Origin of the sequence: Catenulispora pinisilvae (assembly GCF_015356865.1) — a bacterium.
GTDB classification, from domain to species: Bacteria; Actinomycetota; Actinomycetes; order Streptomycetales; family Catenulisporaceae; genus Catenulispora; species Catenulispora pinisilvae.
Window position 1 is genome coordinate 1 of sequence record NZ_JAAFZA010000217.1, and the last position, 17,865, is coordinate 17,865.

Genomic DNA, 17,865 nt, shown 5'->3' on the forward strand with positions numbered 1-17,865 from the left:
TCGCCGTGCCACCCGGCTCCCCAGGCCTCCACCAGCACGGTCGAGCCGGGTGGCACGGCGACGGTGTACGTGCCGGGTGTGCTGAACTCCTGCAGATTCACAAGGACGTCCCTTCCCCTGTATCCGGTACGGCCGGGGCCCGGCCCCCACCGAAGTCTCTCCGAACCAGGCCATGCCCCTTCCCGAGGAAATACGAACCCTGATATAGCTTTCGACCACCTCCGTCCACCCGGTTCCGGTGCCACAGATCGGCGCGATCAGGGCGTGATCACTCGTCGAAACGATGGACTTACGCAAAGTAAAACAGTACTCTCATATGCGCCACGCATGGCCTGATTCGAGTCATATCAACGAATTCATCGTTACTCTCGTGCGACGGCATTCACTGGCCATCTCCCAAGGAGGAGGCGCCGTGTCCCATCCGCGCAAGACAGCCATCCCGACCAGCCCCAAGCCCGCGACCGCGCTGACCGCGCACATCAACAGTCTCGTGGAGGTGCCCGCCGTCGACGCCGACCAGGAGGCCGTCTTCGCCCGGCGCGGCCAGTTGCGGGAGCTTCCGCCGGACTTCACGATCTCCCGGCCCGTCGGTCCGATCCCGGTGTGGAGCCTCGCACCGTACTCGGAATTCCTGCACGGCCCGGCACCGGACTCGGTGAACCCTAGCCTGTGGCGCAACGCGCTGCTGAACATGCACAGCGGCCTGTTCGAGGTGGTACCGGACGCGGTCTACCAGGTGCGGTGCATGGACCTGTCCGACATCAGCTTCCTGGAAGACCCCACCGGCGCCTCCCACGACATCGTCGTCGTGGACCCGCTGGTCAGCGAGGAGACCGCAGCCGCGGCGCTGAAGCTGTACCGGGACGAGCGCGGCGCGGACCGCCACGTCGCCGCAGTGATCTACACGCATTCGCACACCGACCACTACGGCGGAGTGCGTGGCCTGTTCCCCGACGGCGTGCCCGCCCCCGAAGACCATGTCGAAATCGTGGCGCCGGAGGGCTTCCTCCAGCACGCCGTCAGCGAAAACGTCTACGCCGGCAACGCGATGTCCCGGCGCGCCACCTACATGTACGGCTCGCTGCTGGCCCGCGGAACCCGCGGCCAGGTCGACGGCGGACTGGGAAAAACCCTCTCCAACGGCCGCGTCGGACTACTCGCGCCTACCCGCGACATCGGCCCCGCCGACTGCCTCCCCGGCACCGTGGTGAAGCTCGGACCGGTACGGTTCGAGTTCCAGCTCACCCCAGGCACCGAAGCGCCGGCAGAGATGAACTTCTACCTGCCCGACATCGCCACCCTGTGCATGGCCGAGAACGCCAACGCCTCCCTGCACAACCTCTACAGCCCGCGCGGAGCGCAGGTCCGCGACGGCAAAGCCTGGTCGATCTACCTCAACGAGGCCGCCGACTTGTTCGGGGCGCGGGCCAAGGTGATGTTCGCCAGCCACTTCTGGCCGCGCTGGGTGTCCCCGGAGCAGCCGGACGCGATCACCTCGTTCCTCACCAGCCAGGCCGACCTGTACCGGTGGCTCAACGATGAGGCGCTACGGCTGTCCAACCAGGGCTTCACCATGCTGGAGGTCGCTGAACGCCTCGACGAGGAGATGCCCGCCGGCCTGCGCGACAAGTGGTACAACCGCGGCTACTACGGCACCGTGAACAACAACGCCAAGGCCGTCTACCAGCGCTACCTGGGCTGGTTCGACGGCAACGCCGCCCACCTGCACACCCTGCCGCCGGAACAGGCCGGCGCGCGCTACGTGGCGGCGATGGGCGGCGCGGCGAAGGTGCGGGAGATGGCCGCGGCACAGTTCGCCGACGCCAAGGACCCCGCAGACTACCGCTGGGTCGCCGAGATGATCAGCCACCTGGTGTTCGCCGACCCCAGCGACAAGGCCGCCCGGCACATCGAAGCCGACGTCCTGGAACAACTGGGCTACCAGTCGGAGAGCGCCGTGTGGCGGAACTTCTACCTGGCCGGCGCACGCGAACTACGGGACCGGCCGCTCCTGGGCGGCGACGACGGCCTCGGCGTGAACATCCCCGCACCGGAGACCATCACCGAGGACACCCTCGCAGCGATGCCACTGGCGATGCTGTTCGACTATCTGGGGATCCGCCTGAACTCGGTGAAGGAAGCCGACCGGCCACGCATCTTCGGGTTCACCGTGACCGACGGGGTACCCGGGGACACCGAGGCGTGCACGATCGAGCTGCGCAACAGCGTGCAGCTGTTCCGGCCGGTCCTGATGACCGACCGCGTGCAGGCGTCCTACACCATCGCGCGCTCGGCGTTGAACAACTTCGCGCTGGCCAAACCCGGCTACAGCCCGGCAGAAATGCTGGCCCGCGGCGAACTGGTCATCCGCCACGGAACGCTGGAACCCTTCGAGCTGTACGCCGACAGCCTGGAGGTGTTCGACTTCTGGTTCCCGGTCACGACACCCTGACCACGACGCCAAAGCGACGACCAGAGCTGTAGGTATCTGTTGATCTCTCGCCTGACAGCTTCCTGGCCTGACACCCATCCGGCGCACCACCACCGTCGGCGTCACCGCAGAACACGCGGCATCCTTCAGCGGCGTGTTCTGCGCACCGTCAACCAACTCGCGATCGTCGCCGGTATCGCCGTGGCCGGGGGCCCCTACACGGCGATGGGAACGTCGCAGCACACGCTGCCGCCGATGTCGTCTGTCCTGGTGGGTATGGCGCTGGTCCAGGCAGTGGGCGCCATAGCCGTTCTCCGCCGAGGACCAGCCTCGGCCTGGCGGTGAGCCCGGTGGTCCGGGCCGGTTTCCCCAGACCCCGGAGACGTAAGGCCGCTCGCCAGCCTCTGGAGCCTGCCGTGTCCGGTCCCGGAACCTCCACCCTGCAGAATCAGCCCCCGCACTTATCCGGACCCGGCGGCTCGCCGCCGGACCCGTTGCAGGTCGGCGTCCACAGACACGCCGCGGGATGGGTCGTCGTCCTCAACGGTGAGTGGGACATCGCGACTGCTCCCCTGCTGACCGACCGCCTGGGCCCGTCGGACGGTGCGGTCCGGTCGCATCTGGCCGCCGATCTGTCCGGTCTCGGCTTCTGCGACTGTGCGGGGCTCGGGACACTGGTCGGAATCCACCGTCGCACCGTTGAACAGGGCGGCCGGCTACGGCTGTGTGCACCCACGGCCAGGATGCGCAAACTACTGCAGACAACCAGGCTGTCGCTGGTGCTGCTGTGCTATCCGAGCGTCGAGGAGGCGTTCGCCGCATCGTCGGACTTGGAACGAGCGACCAGCGCAGCCGGCACAGGCGGGACCCTCAGGCCCCGTCAGGTGAGTGGTTCGGACGCGGGCCGGCTGCGGCCGATCCCGCCTCGCCGCGTCGGCTCTCCGGTTAAACGCGTGCAGGGGCCGTTCGGTAGCTCGATCCGGCAGGGCATGCGGCCGGCGGCGATGGCCGCTCATTCGCCAGGGCCTCCAGGGTTTCCTGCCCCTTGTCGCACAGCCCGTCTCGCAGGAGTCTGATACGGCGACAACACGAGGTACGCGGGCGACCACATCCGGTGATCGTTCTGAAGCGAAGGGCCTGCCGGCGCCTGGACCCCGCTCCCACGCAGACCCCCTTCCCGCAGCCCCGACCGACCCGGCGACACGACCGGCCCGGTCTGGGCCTACCTCCGTGCGCGTTTTCCGCGCCGCCACGGATCTGCCAGGGCCCTTCCCGGGCCCGGCCGAGACGGCACGGACCTTTGAGGGGGGATCTGCCCATGGCTTCACCGACCAGCGCCCGACCACGACACGCCCACTTACGCCGCCGACTCACGGCCCTGATCGCCACCGCGGCGCTGAGCCTGGCCGGCCTGGCGACGCTGGCCGCCCCGGCGCACGCCGCCCCAACCGGAGTGACCACTGCCTACGTCACCAACGCCAGTGCCAACACCGTCTCGGTGATCAACACCTCCACCGGCACCACCACCGCTGTCGTCCCCGTCGGTACCCGCCCCGACGCGGCGACGATCGCCCCGGACGGCTCCCAGGTCTACGTCACCAACCAGTCCAGCAACAACGTGTCGGTCATCGACACCGCGACCGAGACCGTGACCGCCACCATCGCAGTCGGCACGGCCCCGATCGCAGTGGTTCTCAACCCGGCAGGCACCCGCGCCTACGTCACCAACCTGGTCTCCGGCACCGTCTCGGTGATCGACACCTCCACGAACACCGTGGTCGCCACCGTCACCGGCCTGAACTTCGACACCGGCCTGGCCGTCAGCCCAGACGGGTCGACCCTGTACGCGGTCGGCAACAACACCGTCTGGGTCATCGACGCCGCCACCGCGACCATCACCGCCACCATCACCGGCGTGACCGGCGCCGACTTCGCAGCCCTGAGCCCTGCCGGCACCAAGCTGTACGTCACCACCAGCGGCAGCAAGACCCTCGACGTCGTCGACCTGACCACCGACACCCTGACCGCGACCATCCCCACCGCGACCTCCACGACCCACATCGCCGTGAACGCCGCGGGCACCATGGCCTACGTCTCCAGCCAGTCCGGCAACGACGTGATCGTCATCGACCTGGTCGCCGACGCCGTCACCACCACCATCCACACCGGCACCTTCCCCGAGGACGTCGAACTGGGCAACGACGGCGCGCTGGTCTATGTGGCCAACCAGAACTCCAACACAATGTCGATCATCGACACCGCCACGACCACCGTCACGGCCACCCTGACCACCGGCGCCGGCCCCGTCGGCATCGCCCTGGCCTACCAGCCGGCACCGGCCGTCACCGGCATCAGCCCGAGCAGCGGCCCGACCGCGGCCGGCACCCCGGTCACCATCACCGGAACCGGCCTGTCCGGCGCCACCGCGATCACCTTCGGCGCCGACGGCTCGGCCACCGGCCTGTCCTGCACCGCCACCAGCTGCACCGCGCTGGCCCCGGCCGGGACCGCCGGCACCGTCGACGTGACCGTCACCGGCCCCGGCGGCACCAGCGCCGTCAGCAGCGCCGATCAGTACACGTACGTCGCCGCTCCGACCGTCACCGGCATCAGCCCGGCCGGCGGCCCGCCCTCAGGCGGCACAACGGTCACCATCACCGGAACCGACCTGTCCGGCGCCACCGCCGTCACCTTCGGGGGCCTGGGCGCCACCGGGTTCGCCTGCACCGCGACCTCCTGCACCGCGACCAGCCCGGCCAGTACCCCGGGCGCCGTGGACGTGCAGGTGACCACCGCGGGCGGGGTCAGCGCCATCTCCAGTGCCGACCAGTACACCTATGGGCCCTACGTGACTGTGGCCGTCACCGGCTCGGCCGACCCGGCCACCACCGTCGGCACCCCGTACACCTACACCGTGACCGCCACCAACAACGGCGCGACCCCCGGCTTCATCTCCACCGCCGACCTCACCTTGACCGGCGCGGCGGCCACCATCACCGCCGCCTCCGACAGCCAGGGCAGCACCTGCACCATCAGCGGCCAGGACGCGTCCTGCGCCACCAGCGGTATCGCGATCGGAGCAACCGACACCGTCACCGTCACGGTCACCCCGACCGCACCGGGCACCGTCACCGCCACAGCCACCGTGAACGCGTTCCTGTTCGGCACCTACACCGCCACCGACACGACCACGATCACCGTCCCGGCCCCGACCGTCACCGGCATCAGCCCGACTGCCGGACCCCTTTCCGCCGGAACCCCGGTCACCATCACCGGCACCAACCTCACCGGCGCCACCGCCGTCATCTTCGGCGCCGACGGCCCGGCCACCGCCGTGACGTGCACCGCCACCACCTGCACCGCCACCGCCCCGGCCGGAAGCCCAGGCGCCGTGGACGTGACCGTCACCACCCTCGGCGGGACCAGCGCGACGTCCAGCGCGGACACCTACACCTACACCGCCGCCCCGACCGTCACGACCGTCACCCCGAACGCCGGACCACTGGCGGCCGGAACCCTGGTCACCATCACCGGCACCGGGCTTTCCGGAGCCACTGCCGTCACCTTCGGCACCGGCAACAACGCCACCGCAGCGTCCTGTACCGCCACCACCTGTACCGTCGTCGCACCGGCCGGTGCGGCGGGCACGGTAGACGTGCAGGTCACCACCGCGGGCGGCACAAGCGCCGCCAGTGCGGCGGACAGGTACACGTACGACGCCGTGCCGACGGTCACTGCCGTCAGCCCGAGCGCCGGACCGGCGACCGGCGGCACGGCCGTCACGATCACCGGCACCGGCCTATCCGGCGCCACCGGCGTGACGTTCGGCGCCGGGCACCCAGCCACCGTCGTGTCCTGCACCGCGACGTCCTGCACCGCCACCGCCCCGGCTGGAACCGGCACCGTGGACGTGCAGGTCACCACCCCCGGCGGAACCAGCACCACCAGCACGGGCGACCACTTCACCTACGTGGCCGCGCCAACAGTCACCGGCATCAGCCCGACCGCCGGTCCGATCGCCGGCGGCACCGTCGTCACGATCACCGGCACCAATCTGACCGGCGCCACCGGCATCACCTTCGGCGCTGGGCACAACGCCACCGCAGTGTCCTGCACTGCCACCACCTGCACCGCCACCACCCCGGCCGAGGCTGTCGGCACGGTGGACGTCCAGGTCACCACCATCGGCGGAACCAGCACCACCAACAGCACAGATCAGTACACGTATGACGCCGTGCCGACCGTCAGCGGCATCAACCCCACCGCGGGACCGCTGACCGCTGGCACACACGTGACCATCACCGGCACCGGACTGTCCGGCGCCACCAGCGTGACCTTCGGTGCCGGACACCTGGCCACCGCCGTCTCGTGCACCGCGACCACCTGTACCGTCACCGCCCCAGCCGGAGTGACCGGCACGGTCGACGTCCAGGTCACCACCCCCGGTGGAACCAGCACCACCAACACGGCGGACAAGTACACCTACACCGCCCCGCCGACCGTCACCAAAATCAGCCCCACCTCCGGCCCGTCAGTGGGCGGCACCAAGGTCACCATCACCGGCACCAACCTCACCGGCGGTACCGTCGCCTTCGGCACCGTGGCCGCCACCGCCGTCACCTGCACCGCGACCTCCTGCACCGCAACCGCCCCCGCCCAGGCCCCGGCGACCGTGAACGTCACAGTCACCACACCCGGCGGCACCAGCGCCACCAGCACGGCCGATCAGTACACATACAACCCCAGCTCCGACCTCGCCATCGCCTTGGCCAGCAACCCCGACCCGGCGGCGCTCGGCGGATACACCACCGTCACCGCCACCATCACCGACCTGGGTCCCCAGGCTGCGACCATCACCGGCGCAGCGATCGGCTTCACCGGCACAGGCGCCGCGATCATCAAGGCCGTCCCGTCTCAGGGCACCTGCACCACCGACACCGCACACCGCACTGTGTCCTGCGCCCTGGGCACCGTCACCACCACCACGCACGCGACCATCGCCATCACCATGGAGCCGGACGCGACCGGCACCCTGACCGCCACCGGCGCCGTCCTGGGCTTCCCCTGGGACCCCAACCTGGCCAACAACGCGGCGGTGGTGAACACCACCGTCGCCAACAGTCACGGCTGTACGATCACCGGCACCACCGGCAACGACGTCATCAACGCCCACGGCCACAACGTCATCTGCGGCCTGGGCGGCAACGACACCATCAACGCCGGCACCGGCGGCGGCTCGGTCTACCTCGGGTCCGGCAACGACACAGTCACCGGCGGCTCCGGCACCGAGACCATCTATGGCGGCACCGGCACCGACACCATCCACGCCGGATCCGGCACGAACGACATCATCTACGCCGGCGACTACCTCTACCCCGGCACCGGGATCCCCGCTGCCACCATCGACGGCGGCTCCGGACACACCACCTGCTACGCCACCACCGCCGACCACCTCACCAACTGCGCCGTCATCATCCACTAGGAGCATCAGGGCACGACCACGCGCCCGCCTGCCCCTGGCCAACCGGTCAGGAGGCAGGCGGGCCGCTTCATGAAGTGGCGAACCGGTCCCGGCGGGAGCGTCAGGCTCGGGAGCCTGATCCGCCGCGTCGGGCGATCGGGCGGCATCGCGCGCGCGTGGTTTGGCGGTCCAGTCCGCCTGGGTGAGCCTGCTACAACAGACGAACCCGATCCGGCATCAGGGCTGGGAATCCCCTCCGTGGTCTCCGGTCTTGACGGAGCCCGACGTGAAGGAGGAGTCGCGCTAGGCGACGATTCACAAGACGTTCGGGGTCCGGACCTTGGCCCGTACAGCGGCGAAATGCGCGATCTGCGGCGCGGCCACGCGCGCGAACTCCTCGCGCAACGCGCCGACCGTGGCGCCCGTGTCGCCGGTGAGTTCGAAGAGAAGAGCATCGATGGGCTCGGTGAGCAGCAGGGTGTGCCGGGCAAAGTAGATACCTACCCGGCGGATGCCAAGCTCATCGGTGAAGTCCAGGAGGGTGTACTTCAGGAGCTGGTGGATCCAGTCGACAAGGTGCGAAGCGGGTTGTGTTACGCACTTGATGTCGATGAGCGCGTCGCCGACGACCAGGTCGCAGACCGCGAAGCCCTCGGCGAAACGATGGCCGACGACCACCGGCACGCCAAGGGCACGCAGCGGGCGCCAACCGCGGGTGAAGTAGGCGTCCAGCACTGGACGTAGGAACCGCCATCCTGGTGCGAAGGAGAACAGCTGCGGGTGATGCAGATCATCGACCAGCCGCCGCGCTTGAGCCACGTCTGCTGGCCCGGAGGATTGGAGCCGGAATATCGCCTCCTGAGCCTGAGCGAGCCGCACCAACCGTTGCGCCAGTTCCTCACTCCCAGCTGGCAACGGCGATGCAGATACAGCAGTGTCGAGGCTGCTCGGCGTTGCCCCACGCACAAGCTCCAGAAGCCTACCGGCGTCGGCCTCGGTCAGCCACGCCGAAAACTCCGAAAGTCCGTCCGCCAGGTCGATGCCGATTGCCAGTTCCGCCGCCACGCCGACGAGCGGCGCGACATCCGACGGCGGCAGTAAATCGATGGCCGTCGCCTCGTTGAGCTGCCCAGCCCACCGCAGCATGACCGGCAAAAGCTGCGGGAAGCGCAGGTGTAGGTACTCCACGATCGGATCGCTCAAACCGTTGAGCGCCTGCTCGACGACATCCGCCATCTGCCGTGTCCCGTTCTCTGAAACGCCTCGTCCGTGATCTCTTAGCTGAATCCGGGCCTACGAGCCGTTCACAGCGGCGTCGACCGGACCGCGGTCTTGGCCGTTACTGGTGCTGGTTGGTCCGGCTCCAGCCGCTCAGGAACATTCTGGCTAGGTGATACGGCGCAGTATGCGGCTGTGGCTGCCGTCATAGGTGGTGCCGAGTTCGGTGACTGTACCCTCGACAGGACCCGGGCCATGCTTGAGGCGGCTGACGTAGTTCTCCGGCAGCAGCACCCGGTCCCCCACTTCCAGGTCCGGCTGCCCGTTCCACAGGTAGGCGTAGCCGCCGACGGTCACGGCTTGGAGCCCGTCGACGCGGAACCGGCGGGTGGCCTGGTCAAGCTGGGCCTTCAGGTCGGCAATCTGGCGTTCCAGGTACTCCGTCGACATCGCGGCCGACTGCCGGCCCGACGTCTGCCCCTCCTCACGCCCTTTGCGGTAGCCGTTCCGATAGGCGTCGACCAAAGCCTGCTCTTCCGGGGTGGTGTGCAGCGTGCAGGCGAAGCCGACGCCGGAGAAGTTGGCTTTGCAGGGCTTGCCGGTTTTCGTCGGCCGGCCACAGACACGTCTTTCGAATGTGGTGAACATGATCCCTCGTTGATGAAGGCCTGCTAACGCGAGACCGAATTCGACTTGAAGACGCCCGGCGGTACGAGCGCCGGCATCGGCACTCGGATAGGCCGCCGCTCCTCGGCAGGCATCGGGGCGAGGGTGTCCCAGGCCCATGGATGAATCTCGACAGTCCCGAGTCTGGGATACCAATACAGACGCGGCAGCGCCTTATAGTCCAGCGGTTCCACGCCTGATCCGGGTACCTCGGGTCCGCGGCCGTCGCCGTGGTGCAGACAGTTGCGTACGTCGCAGGGCGAGGCCAGATACCACGCAGCCAACTCCGCACCGCCGGTCAGGTGTCGATCGAGGATTGCCAACAGCACCGCGGCTGTGTCCTCCTGAATCAAGGTAGCGCACAGGTAGGAGTTACCCGGAGTGTTGCCGCCGTCGTGTGGGTCTTTCAGGCCGGCGGTCACGGCACGTCCCAGCGCATGGTTCAAGACAGCAGCAACGTCATGACCTTCGCCCTCGGGGCGTGACGATCCGAGCGTCATCGGATCGTCGCCAAGGCTGGCCCACTTGCGCTTCAGACGGCTGACCGAGACCGAGCCTCCGACGATACGGTGCCACTCGGCGATCATGTCGGCCAGCAGCGCACCACTTACCATGCGCCCGTCGGGCACGTGGGCGCCCGGTGGCACGAGCCACGCCAGGTCTTTTGCCGTCGGTCCTGAAAAGACACTACTCATGGATATCCCCTCCCCGATCGTGCGTGACCCGAGCCGACCTCCGGCCACAACAGCACACAGCCACACCGCCGATACTATCGATGAGCACTGATTCACACGCACTGTGAGCGACACAGACGGTTCGGTGACTCGTGCAGATCAGCTAGACAGTGGCCGGGTCTGCCTGTGAGCGAACCGAGCGTTGCGGCAGGAACGTTGGACCAGTCAATTCGGGGGCGAAGGTATCGGTGCCCCTGCCGCGGCGTTTGCCAAGGCAAGTTCGCCCTCGATGATCTGCCGCGCCACGTAGCGCAGGACCGGCACGATCGCGCGGCATGCTCGAACATCGTCGGTCATGTCGGCGATACGCAGGTTCTCCATGCCCGGCTTGAGGTGCGCCGCGCCGTTACGGATCGTCGTTCGGACCTTCGCCTCCACGTCGGTGAAGGACAGCCCAAAGTAGGGCGCGAAGGCATCCCGGTTCCACACATCTTCCGACAGCAGACTCGCATCAGCCGGGATGGCGGCATCGAACGGGTCAATCGGGGGTGGCTTTCCGGCCCTGCTGGCGGCACGGACGCGGCGCGTGTGAAACGCGGGCGCACCTTCGAGAATCTTATAGAAGGACAGCGCCTGATAGAGCGGTGCGTTCGGGTTGTTGAGCCCTTCCCGGTATGCAGCGAGAAAAGGTCCAAGCTCCTCGGTGGACCAGCCTTCCACCGCATTCATTGGGGCAGGCTGAATAGCGCCTACGACTGTGGCCGCGGCGTGCACGATCTGCGATGCCTTTTCCACCACGACGATGGCACCGACCTCGACCGCCACGTCAGCTTGGAAGGCGATGCGACTCAGAACCATGCTCATGTGGTCCAGTGCCATCTGCTCTGCGTCAGCGAAGCCATCGGCCAGCACCGTCAGTTCGATCCGCGCCAGACGGCCGTCGGCGTTCGGCAGCACGGCGGCAGTCAGCCGGCCAGCACCGTTGGCACCATGCAAGTCGATGTTGAGCCCGTCGCTCTCGAGCAGCGAATCGCCCGCCGCGATCAGCGCGGGGATGTTCATCGCTGTGGTCACGCTCGAGACACCGGGCACTCCAAGGACAAGTACGACGTCATAATCGCCGAAGGCGCCACCGACAGCTCCGGTCGGGACACCAGGCGCCAGCTGTGGAACCGCCGAGATGTACACACGGTCGGTAACGCGCGGTCGCGGGATCTGAATGGTCGGGTTCGCAGATGCTTGGGCACGATTCGACGACCTCGCACCCTGACCGACGACACGCTTCTTGGGTTCCTTCTTAGTACCCATTTCCGTGGTTCTTCTTCCACCGTTCCGCATGTATCGGAGTCAAGCGATGACATGACGACTAGCAGCATACGACCGAAGCTGCTCGCCAGACACGGGAATTCCAGGGACGGGCCCAAACAGCCGCCCCCGCCCGCTGACGGTCCCGCATCTTCGGCATCGGCGGGCAGGAACACCATATTCAATGTCGCACCGCCCGGCGCAGCCTTCATCCACGGCGCCAAGCAACCCTCGCCAGCTTCCTTCCGGGGCCGTGCAGCAGGAATAGCAAAGCCGCGGTGTTCTCGGCCGCTTCGTGGGCGGTAGCGGGCAGGACGGCTGAATAGATGTCGGCCGTGACCTGGATCGAGGAGTGACCCAGCATCGCCTGCACCGTCTTCAACCCGGCACCAGCGGCCAACGCCATAGTCGCAGCGCCGTGACGCAGCCCGTGGATCGTGACCGGCGGCAACCCAGAAGCCCGAACCACACCGGCGAAGATGCGTGTAAGCCGGTCGGGCGACAGCGCCCGACCGTCGGCGAAGGTGAACACGTATCCCGACTCGACACACGGCTGCCCTGCCACCGCGCGCTCGATCTGCTGCCGATAACGGTGCTGACGAAGCGCGGTGACCGCGGTGTGATCGAGCGCGACCTCACGAACACCAGCGCGCGACTTCGGCGGCGCGACCGCCACCCGGCCGGCGGTCTGGCACCGTTGCCGGGCTACCGACAGCACCCCAGCATCCAGATTCACGTCCGTCCAACACAGGCCACTGACCTCGCCGCGACGCAGCCCCGTAAGCGCAACCAGGTGGAACAGCGCGTACAGCCGATGCTCGCGCACGAAGGCCAGGAACGCCGCGGTCTGGGTCGGGGTCCACACCGGCACAGTCGGGCGAGTCCCGTCACGCCGCCAGGCCGCCACCCGCTCCGGCGTCCACACCATCGGACGGGGACGAGTCGCCGACGGCAGCTCCACGCCGACTGCAGGATTCATCGGGATCAGCCCGACACGCACCGCCTCGTTCAACGCCGCCCGCAGTGTGGCGTGGATCCGATGCAATGTCGCCGCACTCACCGGGCGGCCCGTCATTCCCTCGGCGACCGCAATTTGAGTGAACATCGCCTGCACCCGCGAGCGGTTCAGCTCGGCCAGCAACACCTGCCCCAGATACGGCACGAGGTAGTCGTCAATGTGACCGCCGTAGGAACGCGCCGTCTCCGCCCGCAGCGACAGACGCGAAGCCAGCCAACGACGCAGCCACACCTCCACCGTCAACGCCTCACTCCCAGCCCGCACACCACCTACACGCTCAAGTGCCTCGATCGCGGCGTGCTCGGTGGCATACCCACCGCGACGCAACCGACGCCGCTCACCCTCCACCCCGGGTGGAAGCTCAACGCTGAAGAACCACGAACCATGCCCATCGTCGACCAAACAACGACACGCAGCTCCCAGCAGACGCCCCGACCTCGCATCCCGGCACCCACACCGTTTGAACACCGAACCAGCCATTCCGACCACCGCCTCGCCCCGCGCTCCCCCAACGCCTCCCACCGTGTCAGCGGAATAGAAGACCAGACTGATCCCCGCCGACGAAACAGACGAAGCCTTCGGACGATCACGCTGAACGTCAGCCAAGCCTTCCTCAGACCTCCGTCAGCCGAGCGCCCGCCTCTCCCGAGAAAGAATTAGGGCACAGCTCGCAAGCGGTGATTGGGGACTTCCCCTGGACCACCCCTGGTCCACACCGGATCCCCGGCATCCTCGATCCGCCGGTGGCGACAATTCGGGCTCTTAATCCGCGGGTCTCGAGTTCGAATCTCCCCCGGATTCTCCGCGCCCGACCTGGGCGTTTTGCACTAATCGCGCTACTCCCCCGATGGCCGGTGGGTCCCGGGTGGGGCCGCGGTGCGCCAGCACGACACCCGAGACCAGTCGTCTCAAATAATGAGATTTCGGCCAGGTTTCGGCATCAGAGAACTGTCATACAGGGGCCATCAGGGGGTCCGGGTCGTCATCGCGAGGTTTGACCGGCCGGGCCGGTTGGGCATTCACGGAGGTCTGGCTCCCACGCGCTTTGCGCCCTCGGTTCGCGGTACCACGGTGCGCTCGATGGTCGGGCTTGTCGGCCCGGCGGATCCGTCGAGTGCCAGGCACCAGACGCCCGGCTTTGAGGACGAGCGCAGCGGTGTCCTCGGCAGCCTTGCGCGCCACCTCCGGCAGCACACTGACATAGGTGTCGGCGGTGGTGACGATCGAGGAATGCCCAAGCTGGTCCTGCACCACCTTCAGATCCGCCCCGGCCTGCAGCGCCAACGACGCCGCACCATGCCGAAGGTCATGAAGCCGCACCGGCGGTAAGCCCGAGACATCCAGGAGCTTCAAGAAGACCCTGGTGAGCCGATCCGGCGTCAACGGCGCCCCGGTCGTGGTCGTGAACACGAACCCCGACGGTGCAACGCCCAGTTGCTCGTGTTCTATCTGCTGCTGTACCCGGTGCCTACGCAGCACTGCCACGGTGGTGCGGTCCAGCGCCACGACCCGCCGCGAGCTCGGTGTTTTCGTGGGGCACTGCACCACCCTGCCTCCGATGTTCTGCACCTGATGCGACACGAACATCGTCGCCGAGTCCAGATCCAGGTCGCACCAGCGCAACCCTGCGGCCTCACCCCGGCGTAGTCCGCGTAACGCGATCAGATGGAGCACCGCATACAGCCGATGCTCCCGAATCCCAGCCAAGAACGCGGCGGTCTGCCCCGCCGTCCACACCGCCACTGCCGGCCGCTCCCCCGTCGCCTGCCAGACTGCGATCCGATCCGGTGTCCACACCACCGCCAGTGGGCGGCGGATCCGCGGCAGCCGCACCGCCTTGGCCGGGTTCACATCGATCAACTGCTCCCTCATCGCAGCGTTCAACGCTGTCCGTAGCGTTGCGTGGATCCGCTGCACGGTGGCATCGGTGACCGGACGGCCCCACACCGCTGAATGCCGACGCACCCCGGCCAGCATCGCCTCCACCTGCCGCGGGCTCAGTGCCGCCAACGGCACCGCACCCAGGTACGGGATCAGGTGGTTGGCGCAGATCGCCTGATAGGAGCGCAGGGTCGAGGGCCGCACGGTGATCCGCGTATCCAGCCACGTGTTGAGCCACTCCCGCACCAGAACACCGGCCGACACCGTAGACGCCGGGCCGAGCAGCTCCTCCAACGCCTCACAGGCCGCTGCCCTGGAGGTGAACCCGCCACGGCGCACCCGACGCCGACCCGCCGAACCGGCCGGCAGCTCCACCGCCACATACCAGGAGCCGTGCCCGCGCTCACCAAGCTGCGGACACCGCGAACCCCACTTCGTCGACGAACCCGGTATGCGACACCCACACCGCTTGAACACAGAACCCTGCGACAGCGAAGCCATGTTGAGGATCACTGACCTTTCCAGAGGGATGTCGGCGCGGCGATCGCCGCGCCAGAACAGCGATCCCCGGTCAGACCCCGCAGCCCTCTCCCCCGGCCCGGACCTCACCCTGCCCCGGCAAGGCGATTACTCCGATCAGCCTACAACCACACCGCGCGCCAATATCGTCACTGTCTGCGATGTCAAAGAAGACTCACCGGGCCGAGCTATCGCCGCCCTCCGTAGTCAAAGCCTCACCCGCCAGAACCCGAGCGACTCGCCTCAGCCCCGGCCAAATCGATGGGTCCGATATCAACTCGACATCAAGTACTTGACAGATGGGCGGCTGCGGAGCGTCCATGGATCCCGCGCAACTAATCCATCGGATTTTGCACCCAGCCCGATCCGATGCCTTGACCTCAATCTCTGACCGATCCGCCTGCCGGGCTGCCCCAAGGAGCAGCCCCGGTTCCTACCCATAGATCCGCGAACGAAGGGGGGCCTAAATGGCTAACAACAATCCGATCTTCAAGAAGTGCGGCTGCCGCACCCAAGTAACGGATGCCGACGGGCACCCGGTCCTCGGCGCCGATGGCAAACCGCAGATGCGCCGACTGGGCTCGGGCTGTCCACAGCTGCGGCGGGCCGGTGGACGCTGGAACTCCAACCACGGCAGCTGGCATTTCCAGATGGAAGTGGCCACCGCGCCCGGGGCGCCGCGCGCGCATCTGACACAGGGCGGGATAGCCACCTTCGACAAAGCCCAGGAAGCAGTGGAGCGGATCCGGGCGCTGGTGGCGATCGCCGACGAGCTGGACGACGTACCCGGCGCGGCAGACAAGCTGCGTGCCGACATTGTCGAGCGGATCCGGGTGGCGTTGAAGGCGAAGACACCGCTGCCTGAGGTGGAGGAGATCCGCAAGGCCGCCCGGCTGGGTCAGCCCGTGATGAACAAGCTCACCGTTGGTGAGTGGTTGACCGAGTGGATCGGTGCGAAGAGCAGCCTGTCCCGCGGCACGAAAGTCAGCTACCAGACCCACATAGACAACTACCTCATCCCACACCTGGGCGAGATCCCGCTGGATCGGCTACGAGTGGCACACGTGCATGCCATGTTCACCGCGATCACCACCGAAGCCGAGGCGATCCCCACAGCCAATGCCGCCCGCCGCAAGGTCGAGAACCAGATCAAGGCCGCCCGCAAGCGTGGAGACCGTGAGACGGTGCGGGAGTTGAAGACGACACTGGCGTCGATGTCGCCGTTCCGCAGACCGGCGAACGCCGCCACCCGGCAACGGATCCGCGCAACGCTGCGCTCCGGACTGTCGGCAGCATGCACCCAGCAACTGATCACCGTGAACGTCGCCGCCCTAGCAGACCTCGAGCCCGGGAAACGGCCGAAGGCCCTCGTCTGGACACCGGTACGAGAAGCGCGATGGCGGGAGACGGGCCAGATGCCATCGGCGGTGATGGTGTGGACCAGAAGCCAGACCGCGGCGTTCCTACAGCGGGCGAAAGGCCACGAGCTCTACGCCCTGTTCCATCTGATCGCGTTCACCGGGCTGCGCCGTGGTGAGGCGCTTGGGCAACGCTGGGTCGACCTCGACCTGGGCGCGAAGACCATGAGCGTGGTACAGCAGGTCACCGAGGTCGACGGCGAGATCTACACCAGCAACCCGAAATCAGACGCAGGCGAACGCGACGTAGCCCTGGACGACACCACCGTCACCGCGATCAAGGCCTGGCGCCGACACCAAGCCGAACTGCGGTTAGCCGCCGGACCCGACTGGCAGGACACCGGGCTAGTTTTCACGACCGCCGACGGCGGCGAGCTCACGCCGTCATGGGTGAGCGACCAGTTCCGGCTGCTGATCACCGAAGCCGACCTGCCGCCGATCCGGCTCCACGACCTCCGCCACGGCGCCGCGACCCTGGCGCTGGCCGCCGGCATCGATTCAAAGTCGTCTCCGAAATGCTCGGACACTCCACCACCACCATCACCCGAGACACCTACACCAGCGTCTTCGACGAACTGAAACACGCCGCCGCCAACGCCATCGCCCAAGCCATCAACACCGCCACATAGCCGCAACGACAACAACGGCGTACAACAGACCGGCCGCAGGGACAGTGTCCCCGCGGCCGGTTTTGGTGCTTCACGATTTAGTCGCCGATCGATCCACTTATCGAGGCGCAGGTGAGAGGCCGCATCAAAGCCCGACGACGGCGGGTCCGAGCCCATTTTGAGCCCACCCTGGACCACCCCTGGACCATTTGCCTGACGGGCCGTCAAGATGTCTAGTCCAGTCGAGATTTGAATCTAGAAAAGGCCAGGTCATCGGCATAGTCGATACGACTCGATCTGTGCCCCCGGCAGGATTCGAACCTGCGACCATCGGATTAGAAGTCCGGTGCTCTATCCACTGAGCTACGAGGGCCTGGCGGCGACGCGGGCTCATCTTAGCGGGTCGGGGGTGGGTTCCAGCCTGACGTTTCTGGTGGGTGGCGCGGCCCCGTTGGGGCGGGGCCGCTGCGGGTCAGGCTTCGGGGGTGAGGATGGTGCGGAGGTCGCGGCGGGCGGTTGCCAGGATGGCGCGGGCCTGGTCGCGGTGGGTGGAGTCCGGGGTGCTCACGGCCTGGAGGTAGGCGTGGGTGAGTTTGCGGAGGGCGCGCTCGGCGCCGGTGAAGGCGTCGCGGGTGGTGCGCTGGGCGGGGGTCGGTTCGCCGGAGT

General features: G+C 67.6%; 11 protein-coding genes and 1 tRNA gene. 4 read left to right on the plus strand and 8 right to left on the minus strand.

Annotated features, from left to right (window positions below):
- Positions 1–412: 412 nt before the first annotated feature.
- From IZR01_RS38545 to IZR01_RS52680, 3 genes are all read left to right on the plus strand, one after another.
- A complete protein-coding gene (locus IZR01_RS38545; protein WP_323747230.1) occupies positions 413–2,452 on the plus strand; it encodes an alkyl/aryl-sulfatase in 2,040 nt (679 codons plus the stop codon).
- Between the two features lie 395 nt (positions 2,453–2,847).
- Positions 2,848–3,507 (plus strand): STAS domain-containing protein, encoded by a 660-nt coding sequence (locus tag IZR01_RS54525; protein ID WP_194926739.1) that lies wholly within the window; start codon positions 2,848–2,850, stop codon positions 3,505–3,507.
- 242 nt (positions 3,508–3,749) lie between these two features.
- Positions 3,750–7,913, plus strand: coding sequence for a beta strand repeat-containing protein (locus tag IZR01_RS52680; RefSeq protein ID WP_194926740.1), 4,164 nt, complete (start codon positions 3,750–3,752; stop codon positions 7,911–7,913).
- 294 nt (positions 7,914–8,207) lie between these two features.
- On the opposite strand, the gene IZR01_RS38560 is transcribed toward IZR01_RS52680, so the two are convergent.
- From IZR01_RS38560 to IZR01_RS38585, 6 genes are all read right to left on the minus strand, one after another.
- A complete protein-coding gene (locus IZR01_RS38560) occupies positions 8,208–9,128 on the minus strand; it encodes a hypothetical protein (protein ID WP_194926741.1) in 921 nt (306 codons plus the stop codon).
- Positions 9,129–9,278: 150 nt separating this feature from the next.
- A complete protein-coding gene (locus IZR01_RS38565) occupies positions 9,279–9,758 on the minus strand; it encodes a FliH/SctL family protein (RefSeq protein ID WP_212012496.1) in 480 nt (159 codons plus the stop codon).
- Between the two features lie 23 nt (positions 9,759–9,781).
- Positions 9,782–10,471 (minus strand): hypothetical protein, encoded by a 690-nt coding sequence (locus tag IZR01_RS38570; RefSeq protein ID WP_194926742.1) that lies wholly within the window; start codon positions 10,469–10,471, stop codon positions 9,782–9,784.
- 204 nt (positions 10,472–10,675) lie between these two features.
- Positions 10,676–11,524, minus strand: coding sequence for a methylamine utilization protein MauJ (gene mauJ, locus IZR01_RS38575; protein WP_194926743.1), 849 nt, complete (start codon positions 11,522–11,524; stop codon positions 10,676–10,678).
- Between the two features lie 439 nt (positions 11,525–11,963).
- Positions 11,964–13,010 (minus strand): tyrosine-type recombinase/integrase, encoded by a 1,047-nt coding sequence (locus IZR01_RS38580; RefSeq protein WP_323747231.1) that lies wholly within the window; start codon positions 13,008–13,010, stop codon positions 11,964–11,966.
- A 714-nt stretch (positions 13,011–13,724) separates the two neighbouring features.
- Positions 13,725–15,035 carry a tyrosine-type recombinase/integrase gene (locus tag IZR01_RS38585; RefSeq protein WP_438939714.1) on the minus strand — a complete coding sequence of 437 codons (1,311 nt, stop codon included), beginning with the start codon at positions 15,033–15,035 and terminating at the stop codon, positions 13,725–13,727.
- Between the two features lie 893 nt (positions 15,036–15,928).
- Between IZR01_RS38585 and IZR01_RS38590 the strand changes: the two genes are divergently transcribed.
- Entirely contained in the window at positions 15,929–17,170 is a 1,242-nt protein-coding gene (locus tag IZR01_RS38590; protein ID WP_194926746.1) for a tyrosine-type recombinase/integrase, read from the plus strand.
- Positions 17,171–17,499: 329 nt separating this feature from the next.
- Here the strand turns inward: IZR01_RS38590 and IZR01_RS38595 are convergent.
- Positions 17,500–17,572: transfer RNA gene (locus IZR01_RS38595), tRNA-Arg, on the minus strand.
- Between the two features lie 99 nt (positions 17,573–17,671).
- Positions 17,672–17,865, minus strand: a 194-nt coding sequence (locus tag IZR01_RS38600; protein WP_194926747.1) for a hypothetical protein, incomplete at its 5' end; no start/stop codon positions are given.

Excerpts from the sequence above, each read along its gene's own strand:
- IZR01_RS38570 (WP_194926742.1), bottom strand. The coding sequence starts at position 10,471 with ATGAGTAGTGTCTTTTCAGGACCGACGGCAAAAGACCTGGCGTGGCTC.
- IZR01_RS38560 (WP_194926741.1), bottom strand. The coding sequence starts at position 9,128 with ATGGCGGATGTCGTCGAGCAGGCGCTCAACGGTTTGAGCGATCCGATC.
- IZR01_RS38565 (WP_212012496.1), bottom strand. The coding sequence starts at position 9,758 with ATGTTCACCACATTCGAAAGACGTGTCTGTGGCCGGCCGACGAAAACC.
- IZR01_RS52680 (WP_194926740.1), top strand. The coding sequence starts at position 3,750 with ATGGCTTCACCGACCAGCGCCCGACCACGACACGCCCACTTACGCCGC.